General features: G+C 67.2%; 18 protein-coding genes. 8 read left to right on the forward strand and 10 right to left on the reverse strand.

The window, feature by feature from the left end:
* The first annotated feature begins 41 nt into the window (after positions 1 to 41).
* Complete coding sequence (locus NOV86_RS01265; protein WP_267639411.1) at positions 42 to 1,715, forward strand: potassium channel family protein; 1,674 nt, start codon at positions 42 to 44, stop codon at positions 1,713 to 1,715.
* A gap of 9 nt (positions 1,716 to 1,724) precedes the next feature.
* Here NOV86_RS01265 and NOV86_RS01270 read toward each other — a convergent pair whose 3' ends face one another.
* The gene (locus NOV86_RS01270) at positions 1,725 to 2,411 is read right to left on the reverse strand and encodes a DUF998 domain-containing protein (protein WP_267639412.1); all 687 of its coding nucleotides are present in this window, start codon (positions 2,409 to 2,411) and stop codon (positions 1,725 to 1,727) included.
* Between the two features lie 90 nt (positions 2,412 to 2,501).
* Between NOV86_RS01270 and NOV86_RS01275 the strand changes: the two genes are divergently transcribed.
* Both NOV86_RS01275 and NOV86_RS01280 read left to right on the forward strand, forming a co-directional pair.
* Positions 2,502 to 2,852: a VOC family protein gene (locus tag NOV86_RS01275; RefSeq protein ID WP_267639413.1), complete on the forward strand. Its 351-nt coding sequence runs from the start codon at positions 2,502 to 2,504 to the stop codon at positions 2,850 to 2,852.
* 68 nt (positions 2,853 to 2,920) lie between these two features.
* Complete coding sequence (locus tag NOV86_RS01280; protein WP_267639414.1) at positions 2,921 to 3,631, forward strand: dolichyl-phosphate hexose transferase; 711 nt, start codon at positions 2,921 to 2,923, stop codon at positions 3,629 to 3,631.
* A 97-nt stretch (positions 3,632 to 3,728) separates the two neighbouring features.
* On the opposite strand, the gene NOV86_RS01285 is transcribed toward NOV86_RS01280, so the two are convergent.
* The 7 genes from NOV86_RS01285 to NOV86_RS01315 all read right to left on the reverse strand — a co-directional run bounded on the left by NOV86_RS01285 (position 3,729) and on the right by NOV86_RS01315 (position 13,136).
* Positions 3,729 to 4,724, reverse strand: coding sequence for a beta propeller repeat protein (locus tag NOV86_RS01285; RefSeq protein WP_267639415.1), 996 nt, complete (start codon positions 4,722 to 4,724; stop codon positions 3,729 to 3,731).
* 122 nt (positions 4,725 to 4,846) lie between these two features.
* Positions 4,847 to 7,000: an ArnT family glycosyltransferase gene (locus NOV86_RS01290; RefSeq protein ID WP_267639416.1), complete on the reverse strand. Its 2,154-nt coding sequence runs from the start codon at positions 6,998 to 7,000 to the stop codon at positions 4,847 to 4,849.
* Between the two features lie 4 nt (positions 7,001 to 7,004).
* Positions 7,005 to 8,174, reverse strand: a complete 1,170-nt coding sequence (locus tag NOV86_RS01295; RefSeq protein ID WP_267639417.1) for an ABC transporter ATP-binding protein — start codon at positions 8,172 to 8,174, stop codon at positions 7,005 to 7,007.
* Positions 8,164 to 9,777 (reverse strand): ABC transporter permease, encoded by a 1,614-nt coding sequence (locus NOV86_RS01300; protein ID WP_267639418.1) that lies wholly within the window; start codon positions 9,775 to 9,777, stop codon positions 8,164 to 8,166. The genes NOV86_RS01295 and NOV86_RS01300 overlap by 11 nt, the downstream gene beginning before the upstream one ends.
* A 16-nt stretch (positions 9,778 to 9,793) precedes the next feature.
* Positions 9,794 to 10,981 carry an extracellular solute-binding protein gene (locus NOV86_RS01305; RefSeq protein ID WP_267639419.1) on the reverse strand — a complete coding sequence of 396 codons (1,188 nt, stop codon included), beginning with the start codon at positions 10,979 to 10,981 and terminating at the stop codon, positions 9,794 to 9,796.
* 69 nt (positions 10,982 to 11,050) lie between these two features.
* Positions 11,051 to 12,211 (reverse strand): alpha-1 4-glucan-protein synthase, encoded by a 1,161-nt coding sequence (locus NOV86_RS01310; protein ID WP_267639420.1) that lies wholly within the window; start codon positions 12,209 to 12,211, stop codon positions 11,051 to 11,053.
* A gap of 271 nt (positions 12,212 to 12,482) precedes the next feature.
* Positions 12,483 to 13,136, reverse strand: a complete 654-nt coding sequence (locus NOV86_RS01315) for a MaoC family dehydratase (RefSeq protein ID WP_267639421.1) — start codon at positions 13,134 to 13,136, stop codon at positions 12,483 to 12,485.
* A gap of 203 nt (positions 13,137 to 13,339) precedes the next feature.
* Here NOV86_RS01315 and NOV86_RS01320 point away from each other — a divergent pair, with 203 nt between their 5' ends.
* The 5 genes from NOV86_RS01320 (at position 13,340) to fabG (ending at position 17,150) form a co-directional block, all read left to right on the forward strand.
* Entirely contained in the window at positions 13,340 to 13,666 is a 327-nt protein-coding gene (locus NOV86_RS01320) for an AbrB/MazE/SpoVT family DNA-binding domain-containing protein (protein WP_267639422.1), read from the forward strand.
* On the forward strand, positions 13,659 to 14,129 hold the full coding sequence (locus NOV86_RS01325) for a hypothetical protein (RefSeq protein ID WP_267639423.1): 471 nt from the start codon (positions 13,659 to 13,661) through the stop codon (positions 14,127 to 14,129). The genes NOV86_RS01320 and NOV86_RS01325 overlap by 8 nt, the downstream gene beginning before the upstream one ends.
* A gap of 43 nt (positions 14,130 to 14,172) precedes the next feature.
* On the forward strand, positions 14,173 to 14,727 hold the full coding sequence (locus NOV86_RS01330) for a poly(R)-hydroxyalkanoic acid synthase subunit PhaE (RefSeq protein ID WP_267639424.1): 555 nt from the start codon (positions 14,173 to 14,175) through the stop codon (positions 14,725 to 14,727).
* A gap of 1 nt (position 14,728) precedes the next feature.
* Complete coding sequence (phaC, locus tag NOV86_RS01335) at positions 14,729 to 16,144, forward strand: class III poly(R)-hydroxyalkanoic acid synthase subunit PhaC (RefSeq protein ID WP_267639425.1); 1,416 nt, start codon at positions 14,729 to 14,731, stop codon at positions 16,142 to 16,144.
* Between the two features lie 262 nt (positions 16,145 to 16,406).
* Positions 16,407 to 17,150 carry a 3-oxoacyl-ACP reductase FabG gene (gene fabG / locus NOV86_RS01340; protein ID WP_267639426.1) on the forward strand — a complete coding sequence of 248 codons (744 nt, stop codon included), beginning with the start codon at positions 16,407 to 16,409 and terminating at the stop codon, positions 17,148 to 17,150.
* A gap of 111 nt (positions 17,151 to 17,261) precedes the next feature.
* Here fabG and NOV86_RS01345 read toward each other — a convergent pair whose 3' ends face one another.
* Together NOV86_RS01345 and NOV86_RS01350 are read right to left on the reverse strand one after the other, a co-directional pair.
* Positions 17,262 to 18,398: a hypothetical protein gene (locus tag NOV86_RS01345; protein ID WP_267639427.1), complete on the reverse strand. Its 1,137-nt coding sequence runs from the start codon at positions 18,396 to 18,398 to the stop codon at positions 17,262 to 17,264.
* A 111-nt stretch (positions 18,399 to 18,509) separates the two neighbouring features.
* Positions 18,510 to 19,736, reverse strand: coding sequence for an orc1/cdc6 family replication initiation protein (locus tag NOV86_RS01350; protein WP_267639428.1), 1,227 nt, complete (start codon positions 19,734 to 19,736; stop codon positions 18,510 to 18,512).
* Between the last annotated feature and the right edge of the window lie 546 nt (positions 19,737 to 20,282).

Raw genomic sequence — 20,282 nt, forward strand, 5'->3', positions numbered from 1 at the left:
AATTCTTCTTACCACTCACCTTCCTTTGCTCGACCAACCAGATGGACGACCAGCGACGCCGTCTCGTGCTGTTCCTGCTCACACTGGCAGCGATCATCATCGTGTACACCACCGTGTACATGGTCGTGATGGGGCAGTTCGAGGGCACCCCGCGGACGTTCTGGGAGGCGCTCAACGTGGTCGTGGAGTCGATGACGCTGTCCGGGTTCGGCGAGGACTCGGACATCTGGTCACATCCCGTGACCATCCTGTTCGTCATCGTCATGCAGTTCACGGGCGTCCTCGCGGTGTTCGCCGCGCTGCCGCTGTTCGTCGTCCCGCTGTTCGAGGCTCGCCTCACCCAGCAGGCCCCGACGACCATCGACGAGCTCTCCGAGCACGTCCTCATCGCGGGCTACACCGAGCACGGTGCGACGCTCGTCGAGGAGCTCGAACAGCGCGACGTGGACTACGTCATCATCGAGAAGGACGAGGAACTCGCGACCGACCTGTACGCCGCGGGCCGGTCGGTGCTCCACGGCGACCCCGAACAGACCGACACGCTGGCGGCGGCCCACGCCGGGAATGCCAGGGCCGTCGTCGCCGACCAGACCGACGAGGAGAACGCGAGCATCATCCTCTCGGCGCGCGAGTGCGCCGGCGACGTGCCCATCGTGAGCCTGCTGGAGCGCCCGGAGAACGAGCAGTACCACCGCTACGCGGGTGCGGACCGCGTCATCTCGCCCGAGCACATCCTCGGGCGCAGCCTGGCCGACAAGGTGACCCAGCGGGTGACGACCGAGTTCGACGACGGGTCGATGCAGTCGGCCATCCCCTCGGACCGGGACTTCGAGATCGCCGAGCTGTCGGTCCAGCGCAACAGCGAGGTGTGCAATCGCCCGCTGGAGGAGAGTCGCATCCGCGAGCAGACCGGGGCGAACCTCATCGGCGTCTGGGACCGCGGCGAGTTCGAGTCGCCACCGTCGCCCGACACCACCCTCGACGAGGGGACGGTCGTCCTCGCCGCGGGCACGGAGGACCAGCTGACGAAGCTCGCCGAGATGACCCGGTCGGCGAAGCGCCACCACAGCCACGGCGAGGTCGTCGTCGTCGGGGCCGGCGAGGTCGGGTCGACCGTCACCGACGTCCTGACCACCCGCGACATCCCGACGACGCTGGTCGACATCGAGGAGCGGCCGGGAGTGGACGTGGTCGGCGACGCGCTCGACGAGTGGACCCTCCAGTCCGCCGGCATCGAGAACGCGCGGACCGCCATCGTCACCCTGCCAGACGACACGACGGCGGTGTTCGCGCTGCTGGTCATCCGCGAACTCAATCCCGAGGTCGAACTCGTCGTCCGGGCCTCGACCGCCGAGAGCATCCCGAAGATGTACCGTGCCGGCGCGGACTACGTGCTCGCGCTGACGACGGTCTCCGGCCGGATGCTCGCCTCCATCGTCCTCGGCGAGGACGTCATCTCGCTCGACACGCAGATCGGGCTGGTCCGGTCGCCGGTCCCCGCCCTCGCCGGCCGGACGCTGGCGGAACTCGACGTGCGGGCGAAGACCGGCGTCACGGTCGTCGCCGTCGAACGCGGCGACGAGGTCCTGACCGACATCGAGCCGGAGTTCGAGATACAGCACGGGGACCTCGCCATCGTCGCGGGGACCGACGAGGACATCAACGAGTTCCAGGCGTGGGCGGACCCGACGCCCAGTGCGGCAGAAGCGGACTGATTGTGCGACTCAGGCGGTCTGCTCGCCGTCGGGTTCGCCCGGTGCGGGCGTCGTCGCGGCCTGGAGGTCCCGGCGCGCCATCGTGAACACGAAGACGCCGAAGACGACCGCGCCGACCGCCTCGGGCACCGCGAAGTACGTCCAGGTGTCGCCGTCGCCCGTGAACGCCAGCGCCTCGAGGACGACCCAGAGCACCCACGCGAGCAGGTGGCCGATGCCGCCCCAGAGGACGGCGAGTCCACGGCGTGCCTCGCCCGCGAGGACGGTCCCGGTCCCGTACGCGAGCAGCGCGAAGGTGCCGAACAGGAAGAATGAGACGGCGGCGAGGAAGTGCAGGCTGGCCACCGGCCCGTCGAGGTAGGCGATGCCGACCCCGGCCATGGCGACGAGCGCGACGACGAGGAAACCGACGCCGACGCGCTCGGCGGTGTTCCGGGCGAGTCGCCAGAGCCGGAGGGCGAAGGGCAGGCCGAGGGCCGCGCCGAGCAGCAGACCGCCGTTGAACAGCAGGAAGGCGAGCTGGTCGGCCGACCCGAGCGCGAACAGCGGGTGCGGCGTGGCTTCGCCCATGCTGGACAGCGACCGGGTGGCCCAGTCGAACTTCGGGTCGACGACGGTCGCGAGGAACAGCGTCCCCAGTGCGAGCGTGGGCGCGACCAGTCCGAGGTAGTCGAGGGTGCGGCGTGTGTCAGCCATCTTCATTCGGTACGTCGCCGAGTCTGAAGTAACTATCCGACGACATGCAACGGGCGAAGCGTTTTCTCGCCGGCGCTCGCAGGGGCGCACATGTCGGGAATCGTCTTCTTCCGGAGCACGAACTACGAGCGAGTGGCACGGTTCTACTGCGAACAGGTCGGCGCGTCGGTCTGGCTGGAGCAGTCCGCCTGCACCATCTGCAAGTACGACAACATGCTGTTCGGGTTCTGCGACGCCGAGGAGACCGAGACCGGGGGCATCCTCACGTTCGTCACCGAGGACCGCCAGGGCGTCGACGAGTTCTACGACCGCCTCGAAGACCGGGCCCGCGACGAGCCCTCGGTCACCGAGGCCTTCGACATCTACAACTTCTTCGCCGAGGACCCCGACGGGCGGACGATGGAGTTCCAGACGTTCCTCCACGAGACGGACCCGGTCTGAGCCGAGGCGCCCCGGTCGGCCACACTTTTTGGCAAGCCTAAAGTAGGCGCGAACCAGAGCCAGAAGCGATGAGTCAGGAGTCGACGGACGGCGAGCTCACATTCGACGACCTCGCCGTCGTCATGGGTACGTACAACGAGGCGGAGGCCATCGAGCACGTCCTCACCGACATCGATGAGGTGACGGACGGACGAGCAGAGGTCGTCTGCGTGGACGGGTCGGACGACGAGACGCCCGAGGTCGCGCGCGACCACGGCGCGACCGTCATCGAACAGGAACCGCAGGGCTACGGGGTGGCGGTCCGGGAGGCCGTCCTCACGCCGGACCGGGAGGTCGTCGTCACGACCGACTGCGACGACACCTACCCGATGGAGGCGCTCCCGCGCTTCCTCGACCTGCTCAACGAGGGCTACGACGTGGTCTCGGGCGACCGGCTCTACCACGGCGCGGACGCGATGCCCGCGTTCAACCGGTTCGGCAACCACATGTTCGCCCTCGCCGCCTCGTCGCTGATGGGCGAGCGCGTCCACGACACGACGACCGGGATGCGGGCGTACCGCCGTGAGGTGGTGCAGGACATCACGTGGACCGAGAACACCGGCCTCTCCGCGGAGCTGCTCATCCGGCCCGCGATGCGGGGCTACCGCGTCGTCGAGACGCCCATCCGGTACGCCGAGCGCAAGGGCGAGACGAAGCTCGACCCGCTGGAGGGCGGCGCAGCGATCGGGAAGTCCATCGTGAAGGTCTGTCTCGAAGAACAGGCCAGACGACTCTTCTAGCCGAAAGAAGGCGGGCAGGATGGGGCAGGGCGCAATCGGGCGCGTCGGGCGCGCTGCAATGCGCTGGAACGCGCCGGAGCGCGCCCGAACCCGCCCGTCAGTTCCCTTCGATGATGGTCCCGCCGGCACCGACCGCGATGGTCGGCTCACCGCGAGCGACCGCTTTCAGGTTCGACCCGGTCGGGGTCTGGTCCTGCGACCAGACGTCGTCCGTCAGGTCGTAGACGGCACCGCCGCCCCCGACGGTGTAGCCGTCGCAGACCGCGTCCCCGTCGGCGGCCGTGCTGGTCACGACCTCGACGTCGCGCAGGCTCTTGTCGCCGAGGTCCGTCGGGACCCAGCGGCTGCCGGTCCAGTGGAACACCATCCCGCCACCGCCGGCGACCCAGACGTCGTCGGGGCCGTCGGAGTCGACGCCGTAGAAGTTCACGTTGGCGTCGGCGATGCCGACCACGTCCCAGGTCGCGCCGTCGTCGGTCGCGAACACCTTCCCGTTCGTGTCGACGACGTGGCCCGAGCGCGTGTCGTGGAAGTCGATGGCGGTCAGGGCTGCACCGCTACCGGGCTTCGTGTAGTCCCACGTGCCCGTCGTGCCGTTCGCGAAACTGTAGTGCTCGATGCCGGAGTCGTCCGCGATGTAGACGTTCGCCTCGTCGGCGGTGCCGGTCACCGAGACGGCGTTGAAGTTGTTCGTGTAGTCGTTCGGCGCGGAGTGGTCCGTCAGGACGCCGGCCGCGACGTCGTACTCGCCGATGGCGCCGGAGGCCCCGACGAACCAGAGGCGCTCGCCGTCGTCGGTCACGTCGGCGCCGTAGAGGTCGTTCCCGTTCCCGGTCGGACCACCGTCGATGACCTTCGTCCAGCCCGTCTCGGTCCGTTCCAGGACGATGCCACCGCCGCCGACGGCGAACGCGCCGGCGTCCGTGTAGACCACGTCGTGGAGGGCCTTGCCGGTCGGCGTCTCCGCGACGGTCCAGCCGGACGCCGAATCACCGGTCGCCGCACTGGCTGCCGACGTGCCGACCGTGGCGGTCGCCAGGCCGGCGGCGAGTCCTTTCAGCACGGTCCGTCTGGAGGGGGATTCGTCCATCATAGGTCGACGGGAGATGCTATCGGCCACGGTGCCGAATGCGCCCCGCCAAGATGGTTTGGTGGAGCGAATCGCAGGACGAAGGCGGGGGTCGGTGCTGGTCGGCCGGTCGGTACCGGTGCCGGTTATCCGTCCCGACCGGTCGCGGTCAGCGTGCCGTTGATCCAGACCCCGTCGATGTGCTCGTCGGGGTGGTCCGGGAGGTAGGTGCCTTCGGTGCCGCAGTCGACGGTGAGCGAACAGACCGAGGTCTCGGCCGGCCAGAGGACCTCGACGGTACCGCCCCGGGCCCGGGTGTCGAACTCCTGACGGTAGGTCAGGGTCGCCCCGCCGTCGTAGTTCAGGACGACCGCGACCGCGAGTTCCTCCGCCCCGTCGAACGCGACCGGACCGCTCTCACCGAGGGGGCGCAGGTCGTCGTCGGTGACCCGGAGGCTCCCGGGGCCGACCGTCCAGTTCACCGTGACGTTCTCGCCGACCGAGTCGTTCAGGTAGTACTCGTGGACCTCGTCCTCGCCCTCGATGCGGACGATGGCGCTGTCGACGCCCGGCGGGATGCCCATGCGCGTCGTCCCGCGCAGTCGCTCACCCTCGCGAACGTCCAGCGGCACGAGCTTGCCGGTGACGCGCTCGGTCTCGTCGGGGGTCCACACGCCGTGGTAGGTCCAGCGGTAGAGATTGCGGTCGCGATAGTGGTCGACCACCTCGTAGACGCTCTCGGCGTCCTGGTGCTGTGCGTAGACCACGTCGCCGTCGAAGCCGGGGTCGTTCCGCAGGGACTGGAACGGGTGGTTCGACCACGGGCCGTAGGCCGTCGGGACGAACACGAGCGCGTCGTCGAAGTCGGTCGATTCGAGCGGCTCGTACGCCTGTTCGTACTTCTCGGTGTAGTCCGCGCTGGTCCGGACCGGCTGGGAGAGCGCGGCCTGCTCGGCGACGCCGACGACCGGGACCGTGAGGACGAGCGCGACGACGAGCGCGACGCGGGCGGCCCGCGGCGAGTACCGGCTGGCGACCCGGTCGCGGAGCACCTCGCCCGTCCGCAGGACGCCGAAGCCCCCGAACACCGACAGGGGCAGGAGCATGTCGAAGTGGTATATCGGCCCGTGGATGGCCATCAGGCCGTCGTGGGCCTCCTCCAGCCCGCCCTGCACGTTGTAGCTCCCCCAGAAGTAGATGTTGCCGACGGCGACCGAGACGAACACCCCGAGGACGAGCAGGCGCAGGGCGTCGTCGGAGAGGTGCGGGCGGTCGAACGTGGGGCTCGCGTCGCTCCCGCGCAGGTGGGCCGCCCAGGCGACCACACCGACCGCGAACACGACCGAGCCGACCCAGCCGGCGGCGGTCCACGTCGTCGCGAACTGGCGCAGCAGGGCGACGTTCGCCCGGAGCGCGAGCGCGGGCGTCCAGACGAGTTCGTGGTCGACGATGCGGCGCCTGCCGAACCCGAGGCCGTCGAGGGGTGCGAACGCCTCGAACGGGAAGAGGAGGGGGTCGCCCGTCAACAGCCAGTTGTAGCCGAGGGCGGTGGCCACGCCGAGGATGCCGAGCACGGCGACGACCAGGTTCCGGGCGAGGTGCGGGCGCAGGCGTCCGGCCTCGTGGCGGTAGCCGGTCCAGAGCGTCCAGCAGGCGTGCCCGATGAACGGGAGCGCGAACAGGACCGCGGTGTAGGGCCGGGCGAAGAACGCCAGCGCGATGGCGACCCCGGCGAGGCCGGCCCACCGACGGCTCGTGGTGGCCTCCGACGCCCTGACCGCCCGGACGTACCCGAGCGCGAACAGCAGGTTCAGGAACGTCGTCGGCGCGTAGGGCAGGAACAGGCTCGACGCGAGCAGGAACATCGGTGAGAGCGCGAGCACGACGCCCGAGAGGACGCCGACCCGGCGGTCGAACGCCTCGGTTCCGAGTGCCATCACGAGCGCGACGTTGCCGACCGCGATGGCCGCGAGGGCGAGGCGCGGCAGCCCGACCGCCAGCCCGAGCGCGAACATCCCCGCCGGGACCGGCGCGTACTTCGGGTACATCGTGCCGTCCTCGACGACGAAGAACCACGGCCGGAACTCGTCGGCCAGCGCCGGCGGTGGGTAGTGCTGGACCTGCCCCTCGAGCAGCAGTGCCGCCTGCTGCATGTAGACGCCCTCGTCGTGGTTCAGCGAGTGGTACGGAAAGAGCCCTCTGGCGGTGAGGAAGACGACGAGGCCGGCCGCCAGCGAGAGCAGGAGGGTCGGGACGTAGCGACGGGTGACCAGACCGCGGATGCGGGCCGCCAGCGTCATCTGGTCAGTCGTCCGCCTCGCTGTAGTTCCCCGACTCGTCGACCTTCGGGAACCACGCGAGTTCGTGGTCGGCGGTCAGTTCGACCCGGACCGGCTGGTCGAGGTCGACCTGGTCCGTGTGGTTGTGCATGCACTCGAGGACGTCGCCGTTGTCGAGTTCGACCCGGTAGAGGATGGTCGGGCCGAGGTAGCGCCGGTAGACGACCCGCCCGTTCGCCTCGGACGCCGGGCAGGGGTTGGCGTCGATGTCGTCGGGGCGGACCAGCACGTCGAGGGTCGTCCCGTCGTACTCCGTCGCCAGGCCGTGCATGACCTCGCGGTCGATGGCGCCGATGCCGGTCTCGACGCGGTCGCCGCGGAGGTAGCCCGAGAGGAACGACGCGTGCCCCAGGAAGCCCGCGACGAAGCGGGACTCGGGGTGCTGGAACACCTGCTCCGGCCGGCCGACCTGTTCGAGGTCGCCGTCGTTCATCACGGCCACGCGGTCGGAGATGCTCATCGCCTCCTCCTGGTCGTGGGTGACCGAGATGGCGGTGACGCCGGCCTCCTTCAGGATGCGTCTGACCTCCTCGCGCATCTCGACGCGGAGGTCCACGTCGAGGTTCGAGAACGGCTCGTCGAGCAGCAGGATGCGCGGCTCGGGCGCGAGCGACCGGGCCAGCGCGATGCGCTGTTGCTGGCCGCCGGATAGCTCGTCGGGGTAGGCGTCGGCGTGGGAGTGCAGGCCGACGAGGTCGAGCATCTCGTCGACGCGCTCCTGCTTCGCGGCCTCGTCCACGTCCGTCAGCCCGAAGCCGACGTTCTCGCGGGCGGTCATGTGCGGGAAGAGCGCGAACTCCTGGAAGACGACGCCGACGCCGCGGCGCTCGGGCGCGACGAACGAGCCGTCGCCCGAGACGGCCGAGCCGTTCAGGTTCACGAGGCCGCCGTCGGGGCGTTCGAGGCCCGCGATGAGGCGGAGCGTCGTCGTCTTCCCACAGCCCGAGGGGCCGAGCATGGTGAGTATCTCGCCCTCCCGGACCGACAGGGAGAGGTCGGTGATGACGTCCTCGGAGCCGTAGGACTTCGAGACGCCGTCCAGTTCGAGGACGGTCTCGGAGTCCTCCACCGAGGGGCGTTCGTACACGGTCTCGACGTCTGCGGTGATGGTGGGGTCGGTAGCGTCACTTGACATCGTATCCCTCCTGGGAGAGTATCACGAAGATGGAGACGGCGGACACGCCGAGCAGGATGAGCGCCGGCACCGCGGCGTCGTAGAACGCCTGGTTGCGGTGGGCCTGCCAGATGTGCGTGACCACGGTCTCGTAGCCGGTCGGGCGGAGCATCAGCGTCGCCGGCAGTTCCTTCATCGTCGTCAGGAACACCAGCGCCGCGCCGCCGAGCAGTCCCGGGGCTGCCAGCGGGAGCGTGATGGCGCGGAACGCGCCGACAGAGGAGCGCCCGAGGGTGCGTGCCGCCTCGGGCAACGACGGGTTGACCTGCAGGAACGACGCCCGGGTCGACCCCACGGACTGGGGCAGGAACCGGACGACGTAGGCGAACACGAGGACCGGGAGCGTGTTGTAGAGGCTGGTGAAACTTCGGGTCGTGATGAACACCAGCGCGAAACCGATGACGACGCCCGGCGCGGCGTAGCCGACGTAGCTCAGGCGCTCGGTGAGGTTCCCGACGACGGTGTCGTGGCGCGCCGAGAGGTACGCGATGGGGAGGCCGGCGAGCGTCGCCACGAGCGCGGCGCCGACCGAGAGCGTGACGGAGTTGGTCAGGTACGAGAGTTCGAACGGGAGCCGCCAGTTCGAGGTCGGCCCGCGGAGCAGCCAGCCGATGAGGATGACGACCGGCACGACCAGCGCGACCATCACGACGGAGCCACAGAAGGCGAGCGAGGGCCACTTCCACCTGCCAAGCCGGGCCTGGGACGCGCGCCCGCCCTGGCGGCCGCTGGTGAACTTCTCGTTGCTGCGCAGGCGGCTCTCGACGCCGAGGATGAAGACGGTCACGACGAGCAACTGGATGGAGAGCAGGGCGGCCATGCCCATGCTCCCGGTGTCCGTCTCGGACTTGATGACGGTCGTGAACACGGGATAGCGCATGATCGCAGGCGTCCCGAAGTCCGAGAGCGCGTAGAGTGCCGTGAGCAGCGAGCCCGCCGCGATGGCCGGGCGGAGCTGGGGCAGGACGACCCGGCGGACCGCCTCCAGCCGGGTGTGTTGCAGGGTCCGGGCCGCGTCGATGAGCGACGTGTCGACCGTCTTCAGGCCCGCCCGCGTGGTGATGTAGACGTAGGGGTAGGTGTACAGCGTCAGGACGAGTACCGCCCCTTCCAGACCCTTGATGGCGGGTAAGGACTCGACGCCCAGTGGGGCGAGGACCCCCTGTAACTGGCCGCGGCTCCCGAACGCGGCGGTGAAGACGAACGCGCCGATGTAGCTCGGGATGACCAGCGGCAGGGTCACGAGGATGGTCCAGAGACGGCGCCCGGGCAGGTTCGTCCTGACCGTGAGGAACGCGAGCGGGACACCGATGAGGATGGAGAAGCCGGTGACACCGGTTACCATCACGGCCGAGTTGACGAACACCGAGACGGTGGTGTCTCTGGTCAGCAGGTCGAGTGCGTTGCCGGAAGAGACCTCGCCGACCGCGACGAACAGCCAGACCAGTGGCAGGACGACGGCGGCGGCGACCGCCGCGCTCGCCAACGTCAGTCCCAGTGGATAGGACCCGCTTTCACCGCCCTGGTTCGTCGTCGTGGAAGCGTCGGTCTCTTCGACTGTCATGGGGGGAGGTGCCGGCCTAGACCTGGATGCCGACCTCGCGCATCAGGTCGATGGTGGGCCCGATGTCGGAGAGCTTCGCGAGGTCGAAGTCCGGAGTGTCGAGTTCGTCGACAGGTGGCAGGTCGCCGACAGGGTTCACTTCGGGGATGACGGGATACTCGAATGTACGCGTTGCGAAGTACTCCTGTGCCTCCGCGGAGAGCAGATGGCGGACGAAATTGACCGCAGTCGTGCGGTCGTCGGCCGTCTGGTCCCCGCCCTGGGAGTTGTCGACGACCGCCGCGCCGGCCACGTTGAAGATGGCGCCGGCGTCGTTCTTCGTGAACGCGGTCGAGAGGGGGGCGTTCGGGTTCCCGTCGAGGACGCGCTGGATGTAGTAGTGGTTCGCGAACCCGGCGTCGAGGTCGCCGTTCGCGACGGCGCGCGAGACGATGAACTCGTCGGGGTAGCGTTCGACGCCCGCGTCGAGCATGCCCTGGAGCCACTGCTTGGTCTTCTCGCGGCCGTTCATCACGCGCATGGCGGTGACGAACGCCTGGAAGGAACCGTAGCTCGGGGCCCAGCCCATCGAGCCGTCGAAGTCGGTGAACGCGAAGATGTCGTCCGGGATGCCGGACTCGGAGTACGCGTTCGTGTTGAACGGGATGGTCCGGGCGCGACCGGAGGTGCCGGTCCACTCGCCGTCGTTGTTGCGGTACTGCGTCGGGACCATCTCCTGGACGTCGCTCGGGAGCGCGACGGTCCGGTTCTCGTCCGCGAGCAGGCCGAGCGCGCCGGCGTTGACCGAGAAGAACACGTCGGCCTCGGTCGCCGCGCCGGCCGTGGTGATCTTGTTGGCCAGCGTGTTCGAGGCGTCGTAGCGGGTGTTGATGGTGAAGTCGTCGTACTGGCTCTCGATGTACTCGATGAGCGTGTTGACGAGGGGCTTGCCGCGCCCGGAGTACAGCGTCAGCGTGCCGGAGAGGTCCGGCATGTCCGCCATCGAGGTCCCGCCGGGGGCCGGCCGCCCCTGCATGCCGGACCCGATGACGCCGATCTCCTGTCCGCCGCCGCCGTCCTCTGTCTCGGTCTCCTCGTCGTTGTCGATGATCGACCCGAGGCACCCGGCCGAGGCCGTGACGCCGGCCGCCGCCGCCGCGGCGAGGAACCGTCGCCGGTTGACCCGGGACCGGGACGAGTCACTACGGTCGTCGTTGTCTCTCATATGTGGTTTAGGCCGCCCTAAATCATTTATACCTGCCGATTCCGTGTCGTCTTTTCGTGTCATGAGAATCTAGTCGTCTGCGGGAACCGCGGTCTGTTCGTGGCCCGGTACCGCACTGAGTTCGTCGAGGCAGTCCAGCCAGTCGCGGCAGTACTCCCCGACGTGGTTCAGGAACTCGCCGTTCTGGTAGTCGGAGAAGTCGCCCTCGGCGAGGGCGTCTGCCATCGCGGCCATGACCTCGGCGTAGGTGTCGGCGTCGGCGCCGACCGGGTCGACGACCTCCCAGAAGTGCTCGTTGAGTTCGAGGCCGGCGACCTCGTTGTGGAGGTCGTCGAACGTCGAGCGCGGGGCCTTGTTGTGCTCGCACAGCGGGAAGCCGTTGAGGATGCGGTCGTCGAGCACGTCGCAGGCGCGCTTGAGGAAGACGCCCGACCAGATGTCGTCGAAGCGGCCGACCTCCCACGGGTTGTCGTCCATCGGCGTCTGGTAGAACGCGGGGACGACCTCGCGGCGGAACGCGAGGTTCATCGAGCAGACGGTGAGGTAGTTCCCGCGCCCGGCGACGAAGTTGCGGTCGAAGTCCTCGGTCCCGGTCCGGGTCTGGGCCTGTCCCTGCAGGTCGCCGTCCATGAGGATGCGGACCGCGTCGAGGTCGGGGACGTTCGTCCAGAGGCCCTGGGAGGCGACCACGTCGGAGACCGACTCGGTGTCGGTCTCGATCTCCTCGTGCATCGCGGCGTAGGGGTAGCCGCGCGGGTAGAGGTCGTGGTCGCTCTGGTAGAGGACGTTGACCCAGTTCTCGTCGGAGCTGACGGACTCGACCTCGCCCTCGAACTGGAGGTTCGCGAGGTGCTGGCCGAAGAAGTCCTGGTCCTCGTGGGGCAGCGTGTCGTCGTCGATGAAGAAGCCGAACTCGAAGTCGTGTGCCCACATGTAGAGCAGCCCGAAGGAGGTCTGGGCGTGGCTCGCGGCGGGGACGAGGTGGCTGTACTCCGAGACGCCGTGCTCCTCGTACCACTCCTCGCGGTCGGAGCCGTCGAAGACGCGGCCCGAGACGTCGAGGTCGTCGAGCATCGCCCGCATCTCGTCGGTGTCACAGAAGTCCTCGGTGACCAGCACCACGTGGAGCCGGTCGGTGTCGAAGCCGTGTTCGCGGGCGTTCTCGATGTACGTCCGCATACACTCGTACTCCCTGATGGTCGGCACGATGACGCAGCAATCTCCTGTCATGCGTTGCTACACACTGTTTAGGCCGGCCTAAAAAGAGTGTCTATCCGGGACGAGAACGCTCGAGGCGACCGTGTAGACCGGGTACCCGGACAACAGCCGGGAGACAGGTCACCGGAGAAATCGGAGACTGAGACGGGGTTGCTCGTGTTATCAGCGCTTCACCACTGTCCGCCCACCCCGTGCCCGGTCGATGAACCGTCCTCCGGGTAGAGATATCGCTCCTCGTCCCGGGTCGACCGGGGTGCACTGCTCGCGGGTGGTGCGGCGACCGTCACTCGGACGGCATCTCGTCGATGAGGACGACCGCCTCACCGTCGATGATGGTGGTGTCCTTGCTGACGTCCTCGACGATGGTCGAGAGGCGGAACTGGCCGTTGCCGAGTACCTCCAGTACCTCCACGGTCGCCGTCAGGCGGTCGCCGATGCGGACCGGCGCCTGGAACTCGACGTCCTGTGAGAGGTAGATCGTCAGCCCGGGGAGGCGCGCGAGCGCGGCGCTGATGAGCCCCGCCGCGAGCGTCCCGTGGACGATACGGCCCTTGAACCGGCTCTCCTTCGCGAACTCCTCGTCGAGGTGGAGTCGGTTGGTGTCACCGCTCGCGTTCGCGAACTCGCGCACGTCGTCCTCGTCGATGACCTTCGAGAACTGGACGTAGTCGCCCACGTTCAGCTCGTCCGGGTCGTCGACGGTCCGCTCGAAGGTCCACCCCGCCTCCTCGTAGCCGAGAGAGGGGATGGTACTCTCGAGTACCTCGACGTCGTCGGTCTGTCTCGACCGCGACCGCGTGGTCGTGGCCGGGTTGAACGCCGCGAACGCTGCTCGGTTGGCCGCCGTGGCACCCTTGAACGCACTTTCCGCGAACTGTGTCCACGCGCTCGCCATCGCTGTGAGGGGGGACGAGGCGTCGGTAGTTCGTTCGCTCATTCTATCCTCCGTAGGACAGGGTCGACTATGACTCCTTTGGCTCTCTGCTTGGGTCTCGGGTCGCTGAGTCGTTGATTTTCGGACATCTGGTGGGACAACCCCATTACCGGGTTCGCAGTCATCTCAACCATTGATTGGTGCTCGATGGTATTGAATGGTTCTCAGCGGAAACCTTAAGTTCTCCGCCGTGATACGTACTGTTGATGACGGACGATTCGCCGAAGATGCCCTGGTCGCCGTTCTTCATGCAGCAGATGCAAGAGCAGATGCAGGACGCTGGAGAGCAGATGATGGGCAACCCCCAGGAGCTGTGGAAACAGTTCTTCGCGGGGAACGCGGGGTCCTCGGACACGATGTCCGACCTCACGGCGATGAGCCGCGGGACAGCGATGTTCAAGACGCGTGTCCAGAGCGGCGGCCGTATCAGCATCCCCGACGCAGAGCGCGAGGCGCTCGACATCGGGGAAGGCGATATCGTCCAGACAATCGTCATCCCGGTCAAACGCCAAGAGCGTGATTCCAATGAGTGAAACCCAGACCCAGAACCCGATGAAGCCCGTCTTCCAGATGCAGCGCGCCATGCTCGAGCAGAGCCAGAAAGCGACACACGACGTCATCGAGGCCCAGAAGGAGGCCGTCCACCAGATGACCGAGTCGATGGAGAACTTCCAGAAGCTCTCCGAGCAGAACAACGACCTCTCGAAGAAGGCCGTCCACGCCTACTTCGACGCCGTCGAGTCGATGATGCCGGAAGGCTCCGTCGACTTCGAGGAGTTCGAGGCCGCCCTCGACGACCAGTACGACGCCCTCACCGAGAGCCAGGTCCAGATGATGGACGCCACGCTCGACGCGATGAAGGAAGGCACCAAGGCGTTCGACGACTACGCCGACAGCTACGCCGACGCCGTCGACACCTCGTTCGACAACTTCCTCGAGGCCCACGAGCGGATGGAGGGTAGCGTCGAGGACGTCACCGAGGACCTCTCGGCCTGATCCGACGGTTCCTTTTATAACCACCCAACCCCATATTTCGACAATGACAGATTCATACCCCCAAGCTTCGGTACCGACAGACTGGAACGACTTCGTCTCGCGGATGAACGAGCAGTTCTTCGAGGCGATGGAGAAGAACATGGAGGCACAGGCCGAGTTCGTCGAGCAGTGGTCCGAGACCGTCGACAGCGAGGCCATGGGCGAGATGGACTTCCAGGACGGCGTCGAGGGCTACCGACGCGCCTACGAGGCGTGGATGGACGCCGCCGAGCAGATGGTCGACCGCGCGAACGACTCGATGGAAGGCGAGGACGTCGAGTTCGAGGAGTTCCGTGACATCTGGCTCAACACGGCCAACAAGGCGTTCAAGGAGGTCATGGACACGACCGCCTTCGCCGCCTGGACCGGCTCATCCGTCGGCCAGATGCTCGAGATGCAACAGCAGGCCGACGAGGCCGCCGAGGACACGCTCCACACGCTCGGCTTCGCCACCGAGGGCGACGTCGAGGAGATCGGCGACCGGCTCGTCGAACTCGAGCGCCGCCAGCACGCCGTCGAACAGAAGCTCGACCGCGTCCTGGAGCACCTGGAGGAGTAAGATGCAGAACCCGTTCGCAGCGACACTCGACATCCAGCGGCAGGCGTGGGAGAACGCCGCCGAACTCGCGGAGAAGGCACAGAAGGCGCCCGACAGCGCCGAGACCTTCCAGGAGGTCGACGTCGGCGAGACCCCGAGCGAGGTCGTCTACGAGGAGAACAAGCTCAAACTGCTGCACTACGAGTCGCGCACCGAGGAGCAACACGACGTGCCCATCCTCATCGTGTACGCGCTCATCAACCGGCCGTACATCCTCGACCTGCAGCCCGACCGGTCGGTCATCCGGACCCTGCTCGACAACGGCTTCGACGTGTACATGATCGACTGGGGCGAGCCGTCGAACCTCGACCGCTCGCTCACCCTCGACGACTACGTCAACCGCTACATCGACAACTGCGTCGACGAGGTCCGCGAGCGCTCCGGCCAGGACGCCATCAACGTCCTCGGCTACTGCATGGGCGGCACGATGTCGACGATGTACGCCGCACTCCACCCGGAGAAGGTCCACACGCTCGCACTCATGGCTGCGGGCCTGTGCTTCGCCGGTGAGGGTGGCGTGCTCGAGCAATGGGGTGCCGAGGACCACTACGACCCCGAGAAGGTCACGGACACGTTCGGCAACGTGCCCGCCGAGTTCCTCGACATCGGCTTCGCGCTGATGGACCCGGTCCAGAACTACGTCACGAAGTACGTCCGCTTCTACGAGAACGTCGAGGACGAGGACTTCGTCGAGAACTTCGCCCGCATGGAGGAGTGGCTCGGTGACGGTATCGACGTCGCCGGCGAGACGTACAACCAGTTCATCTCCGACGTCTACCAGGACAACAAGCTCTACAAGAACGAGCTGACCCTCGGCGGCGAGCACGTCGACATCGACAACATCACGATGCCCGTGCTCCAGATCGTCGCGGAGTACGACCACCTCATCCCGCCGGGAGCGTCGAAGCCGTTCAACGACGTCGTCCCGAGCGAGGACAAGACCATCATGGAGTTCCCGACCGGCCACATCGGGATGTCCGTCTCCTCGCGCAGCCACGCCGAGCTCTGGCCCGACGTGTGCGAGTGGTTCGAGACGCGGATGGTCGAGGACACCGCCGACGCCGACGCCGAGGCCATCGCCGAAGAGCTGGGCAGTGACGACGGGGCGGCCGAGGCGGAATCGGTCGAGACCGAAGCGGCCACAGCGGACTCGACCGAGGACGACGCAGTCGAGATCGAGGTCGAGGGCGTCGACGAGACCGACCTCGAGGTCATCGACGGCATCGGGCCGTCCTACGCCGAGCGCCTCCGGAACGCGGGCGTCGACTCCATCGCCGACCTCGCGGCGGTCGACGTCGACGAGCTCGCGGCCGAGACGGACCTCAACCCCCAGCGCATCCAGGGCTGGGTCGATCAGGCGACCGACCTGGTCGAGTAGGACCGCACTCTCTGGCGTTTGCCGTCTGCTTCCAGGATGGCCACCGGTCACTGGCCACCGGCTACCAGACACCGACCACAGCGCACGGTAGCTCCCGGGCGTCAGCCACGCCAGACGGATGGTGATTGCTATCACTGATTACTGAGGAATATTTAAGGTGCTTTTCTGCGACAGTTCTTCCACGGACGGACGACCTCTGGTCGCGTGCTCGCTTGTACGAGCGTCGCCGTGACCGTTCATCGTCCCCGCGAGGTATACATATATGTCAATGGACGGACGCACGTGCGTCGTAACAGGCGCAGGACGTGGTATCGGTGCAGGAATCGCAGAACACCTCGGCAGCCAGGGCGCGAACGTCGTCGTGAACTACCGGTCCTCGGGCGGTGGCGCCGACGAGGTCGTCGACCGCATCGAGAACCTCGGTGGGCAGGCAATCACCTCACAGGCCGACGTGACCAACCTCGACGAGGTCGAGGCGATGCGCGAGCAGGCACACGAGGCCTTCGGCCCCATCGACGTGCTCATCAACAACGCCGGCATCACGAAGGACACCCGCTTCGTGAACATGTCCCGCGAGGAGTGGGACCAGGTGATGGACGTCAACCTGGGCGGGATGTTCAACTGCACGAAGACCTTCTACGACGACATCTGGGAGGCCTCCGAGGGACGGCTCATCAACATCTCCTCCATCGTCGGGAAGCAGGGCAACTTCGGGCAGGCGAACTACGCCGCCGCGAAGGCCGGCATGTTCGGGTTCACCCGGACCATCGCCATCGAACTGGCCTCCGGCGGCTCGACGGCGAACTGTGTCGCCCCCGGCTTCACCCGGACCGACATGCTGGAGGACGTCCCGGACAAGGTCAAAGACCGCATCGTCTCCCAGATTCCGCTGGGTCGCTTCGCCGAGATCGAGGACATCGCCCACCTCGTGGGGTACATCGCGAGCGAGAACTCGTCGTACATCACGGGCGAGGTCATCGACGTGAACGGCGGGATGGACCTGTAGGGCCCGCGAGCACGCACCGACGCCGACACACGTCCGGTCGCATCCGGCACCGGGCCGCGAACGCATCCGTCTTTTTCAGCAGTCGTTCTTCTTCGACAGTCGATTCCGGGGTCACACCCCCTCGACCCACGCGTCCCACGCCGGCCGGGGTGACCCATCGGGTCGGCGCAGCCCCATCGTCTCGAAGGCGGTCGGCACCCCGGGCTGGTCGTAGACGAACGCCCAGAGCGCCAGCGCGAGTTCCACGTCCGTCGTCAGTTCGAACAGCCGGTCGACGTACCGCGCCTGTTTCGCCTCCGAACTCGGCCACCCCTCGACGACGGTGCTCGCGGTCCACCCCGTCTCGGTGAGGCCGACGGGTCGGTCCACGCGGTCGAAGACGCTCGTGTAGTAGTCGTCCGGGATGTCGGCGGGGTCCTCGTAGAGCATCCCGGGATAGGACGTGAACGTCAGCACGTCGGCGCTGGGGAAGCGGTCGAGCAGCTCCCAGTTCGCGCTCTCGGGGTCGTTCTCGCCGCCGAAGATGCCCCCGCGAAGCCCGCGGAGTCGCTCCAGCTGGAAGCCGACGCCGACAGTGGTCTCCGGGACGGCCTCCTTCACCGCCTGCGCCGCGACCTCGGCGAGGGTGACGTACCGCTCGAAGGCCTCGGGTGATTCGCGGTAGAAGGTGTCGACCTCGACGCCGAGGCCGAGGAACGCGGGGCGGTACTCCTGTGCGAACGCCCGTGCGAGTTCGACGTTCTCCTCGATGGTCGCCTCGGAGAGTGGCCGATCCGGTTCGCCGGACCCGGAGTCGAAGACGTTCACCTCGACGGCGGCGGTGTACCCGAACTGCTCGGCGAGTCCCGCGACGGCGGTCCCGCCGCTGTCTGGACTGCCCAGTTCGGCCCACGCGCCACCCGACCGGACCACGGTACCGGCCTCGCCCGCGCGCTCGAAGAACTCGGTGAAGTCGGCGCCCTCGTAGCTCCGTGGGGAGAGCGAGACGCCGTAGTTCGTCCGGTCGAGGGGGAGCCCGTCGCCCGCGGTCTGCTGGTCGTCCGGCTGGTCGGTGCCGTCGTCCGGTGTCGCGGCGTCGTCGGGGTCGGCGGCGGCGGCCGTTGTCGGTGGCGTAGTCGCGGTCGAGTCGGTGGTCGTCGGCGGTCCTGCGGAGTCGAGGAGGTCACTCGCGCCGTTCCCGGTACAGCTGGCGAGGGCCGTCGCGGTGGCTGTCGCGCCGGCCAGCGCGAGGAACCGTCGGCGATGCATGGCTCTGGCACGGGGAGCGAGCCTATAGCTTCGATGGACGGAAGGGTAGAATCGAGACAGGCAGCCAGACAGTCAGACAGCCCGAAGACCTTACAGAGTGATCGCTTGTACTCAGCGAATCCCGTTCAGGTTCGCGACCGTCCGCAGGTCCGAGAACCGCTCCTGCATGTCGAGTTCGTCCTCCAGCGCGGTGAGGGCGGATTCGAGGGGGACGTCGAGTTCGTAGGAGTAGAAGTTCCCGCGCGACCCGGACCGGTTCTCGCGCGCGGTGAGGATACCGAGCATCCGGAGGTCCGAGAGGTGGTTGTGGACCGACCGCTGGGCGAGGCTGTCGACGCCGTACCCGTCGCAGATGTCGAGGTAGCGGTTGTAGATGGCGCGCGAGCGCTCGGGGGTGTCGCCCTCGGCGGCGATGGAGACCACGGCGAGCAGGGTCAGGTGGCCGTGCTGGGTGAGCTGGCGGATACCCTCCTCGACGCGCTCGCGTTCGAGCACGTGGCGAGCCTCCTCGACGTGGCTCTCGGTGACGGTCTCGTCGTCGGCGTTCTCGGCCTGCTCGGCCGCGAGCAAGAGGAGGTCGAGCGCCTGCCGGGCCGAGCCGCGGTCCTTCGCGGCGAGGGCGGCACACAGGCGGATGACCGCGTCGTCGTAGGTGCCGTCGCGGAGCGCGATGTCCGCGCGCGAGGAGAGGATGTTGTTGAGTTCCTGGGCGTTGTACGGCGGGAACTGGAGTTCGCGCTCGCAGAGGGTGTCCTGCACGCGAGGGTCGAGCTGGTCGCGGAACTTGAAGTCGTTCGAGATGCCGATGATGCCGACCTTCGCCTCGGTGAGGTCACCCTTCGAGCGCGCCCGGGGGAGCTCGTAGAGGAGTTCGTCGCGCTCGCCGATGGAGTCGATCTCGTCGAAGATGAGGAGGATGGTCCCACCGAGCTTGTCGAGTTCCTCGTAGAGCTTGTTGAAGACGGTCTGCTGGGGGTAACCCGTCGTGGAGATCTCCGCGCCGTCGGGGCGGAGTTCGTTGACGAGTTCGACCGCGACCTGGTAGGAGGAGGACAGTGGCTTGCAGTTGAGGTTGATGACCGAGAGGTCGATGTCCTCGTAGTCGTCGGCGTCCTCCTGCAGGAGGCTCATCAGGTACTCGGTGACCGCGGTCTTGCCGACCCCGGTGTTCCCGTAGAGGAAGATGTTGTTCGGTTCCCATCCGTCGATGACCGGTTGGAGCGCGTCCATGTAGGCCTCGATCTCCTCGTCACGCTCTTCGATGCGATCGGGCTGGTAGCTCTCCCGGAGGGCGTCCTTGTTCGCGAAGATGGCGCGCTTGCGCTCGAACCGGCGCATACCTTGCGGGTGTCACTCCGGGTATAAAAGAACCTCCATTGCAAGTGATTCAAGTGTTTCATGTGAATGTACACGGTCGTAACCGAGGAGTGTGCTAGCAGGAAACAGGGACACACAGACACCACTTTTTCATGTGAAGCTAGAGTGAGAGAGTCTAGTAGTAGAACAACACACCGGCATTTCTGGTGAAGCGATTACATGAAACGGTGGTGGGTGCCGGCGCGAGCCTGAACGCAGATGGCGGGAACACGCGGGTCGTGTTCGATGGGAAACAGGTCCGGCAAGCCGGTGACAGCGTACGAGCGACTGGAGTACAGGCCTCGAGGCGGGAATAGCGCCGTGGAAGACACACCATCGTTGCAAGTGAAGAAGGGGAATATCGAAAGTTTCGAACGCTCTACCCGCTGCCGACATCTCGAACCCCGGCACCGTCGGGACTAGTTCTGTGCGAAACGTTCCCACTCTGTCCCGACACCACCCCTCCCCCACCCTCTCTCGTCGCGCTTCACTTGCAACAGTGGTGTCTGTGTGTCGCTCCACCCAGAA

The organism is Haloarchaeobius amylolyticus (assembly GCF_026616195.1).
Lineage (GTDB): Archaea > Halobacteriota > Halobacteria > Halobacteriales > Natrialbaceae > Haloarchaeobius > Haloarchaeobius amylolyticus.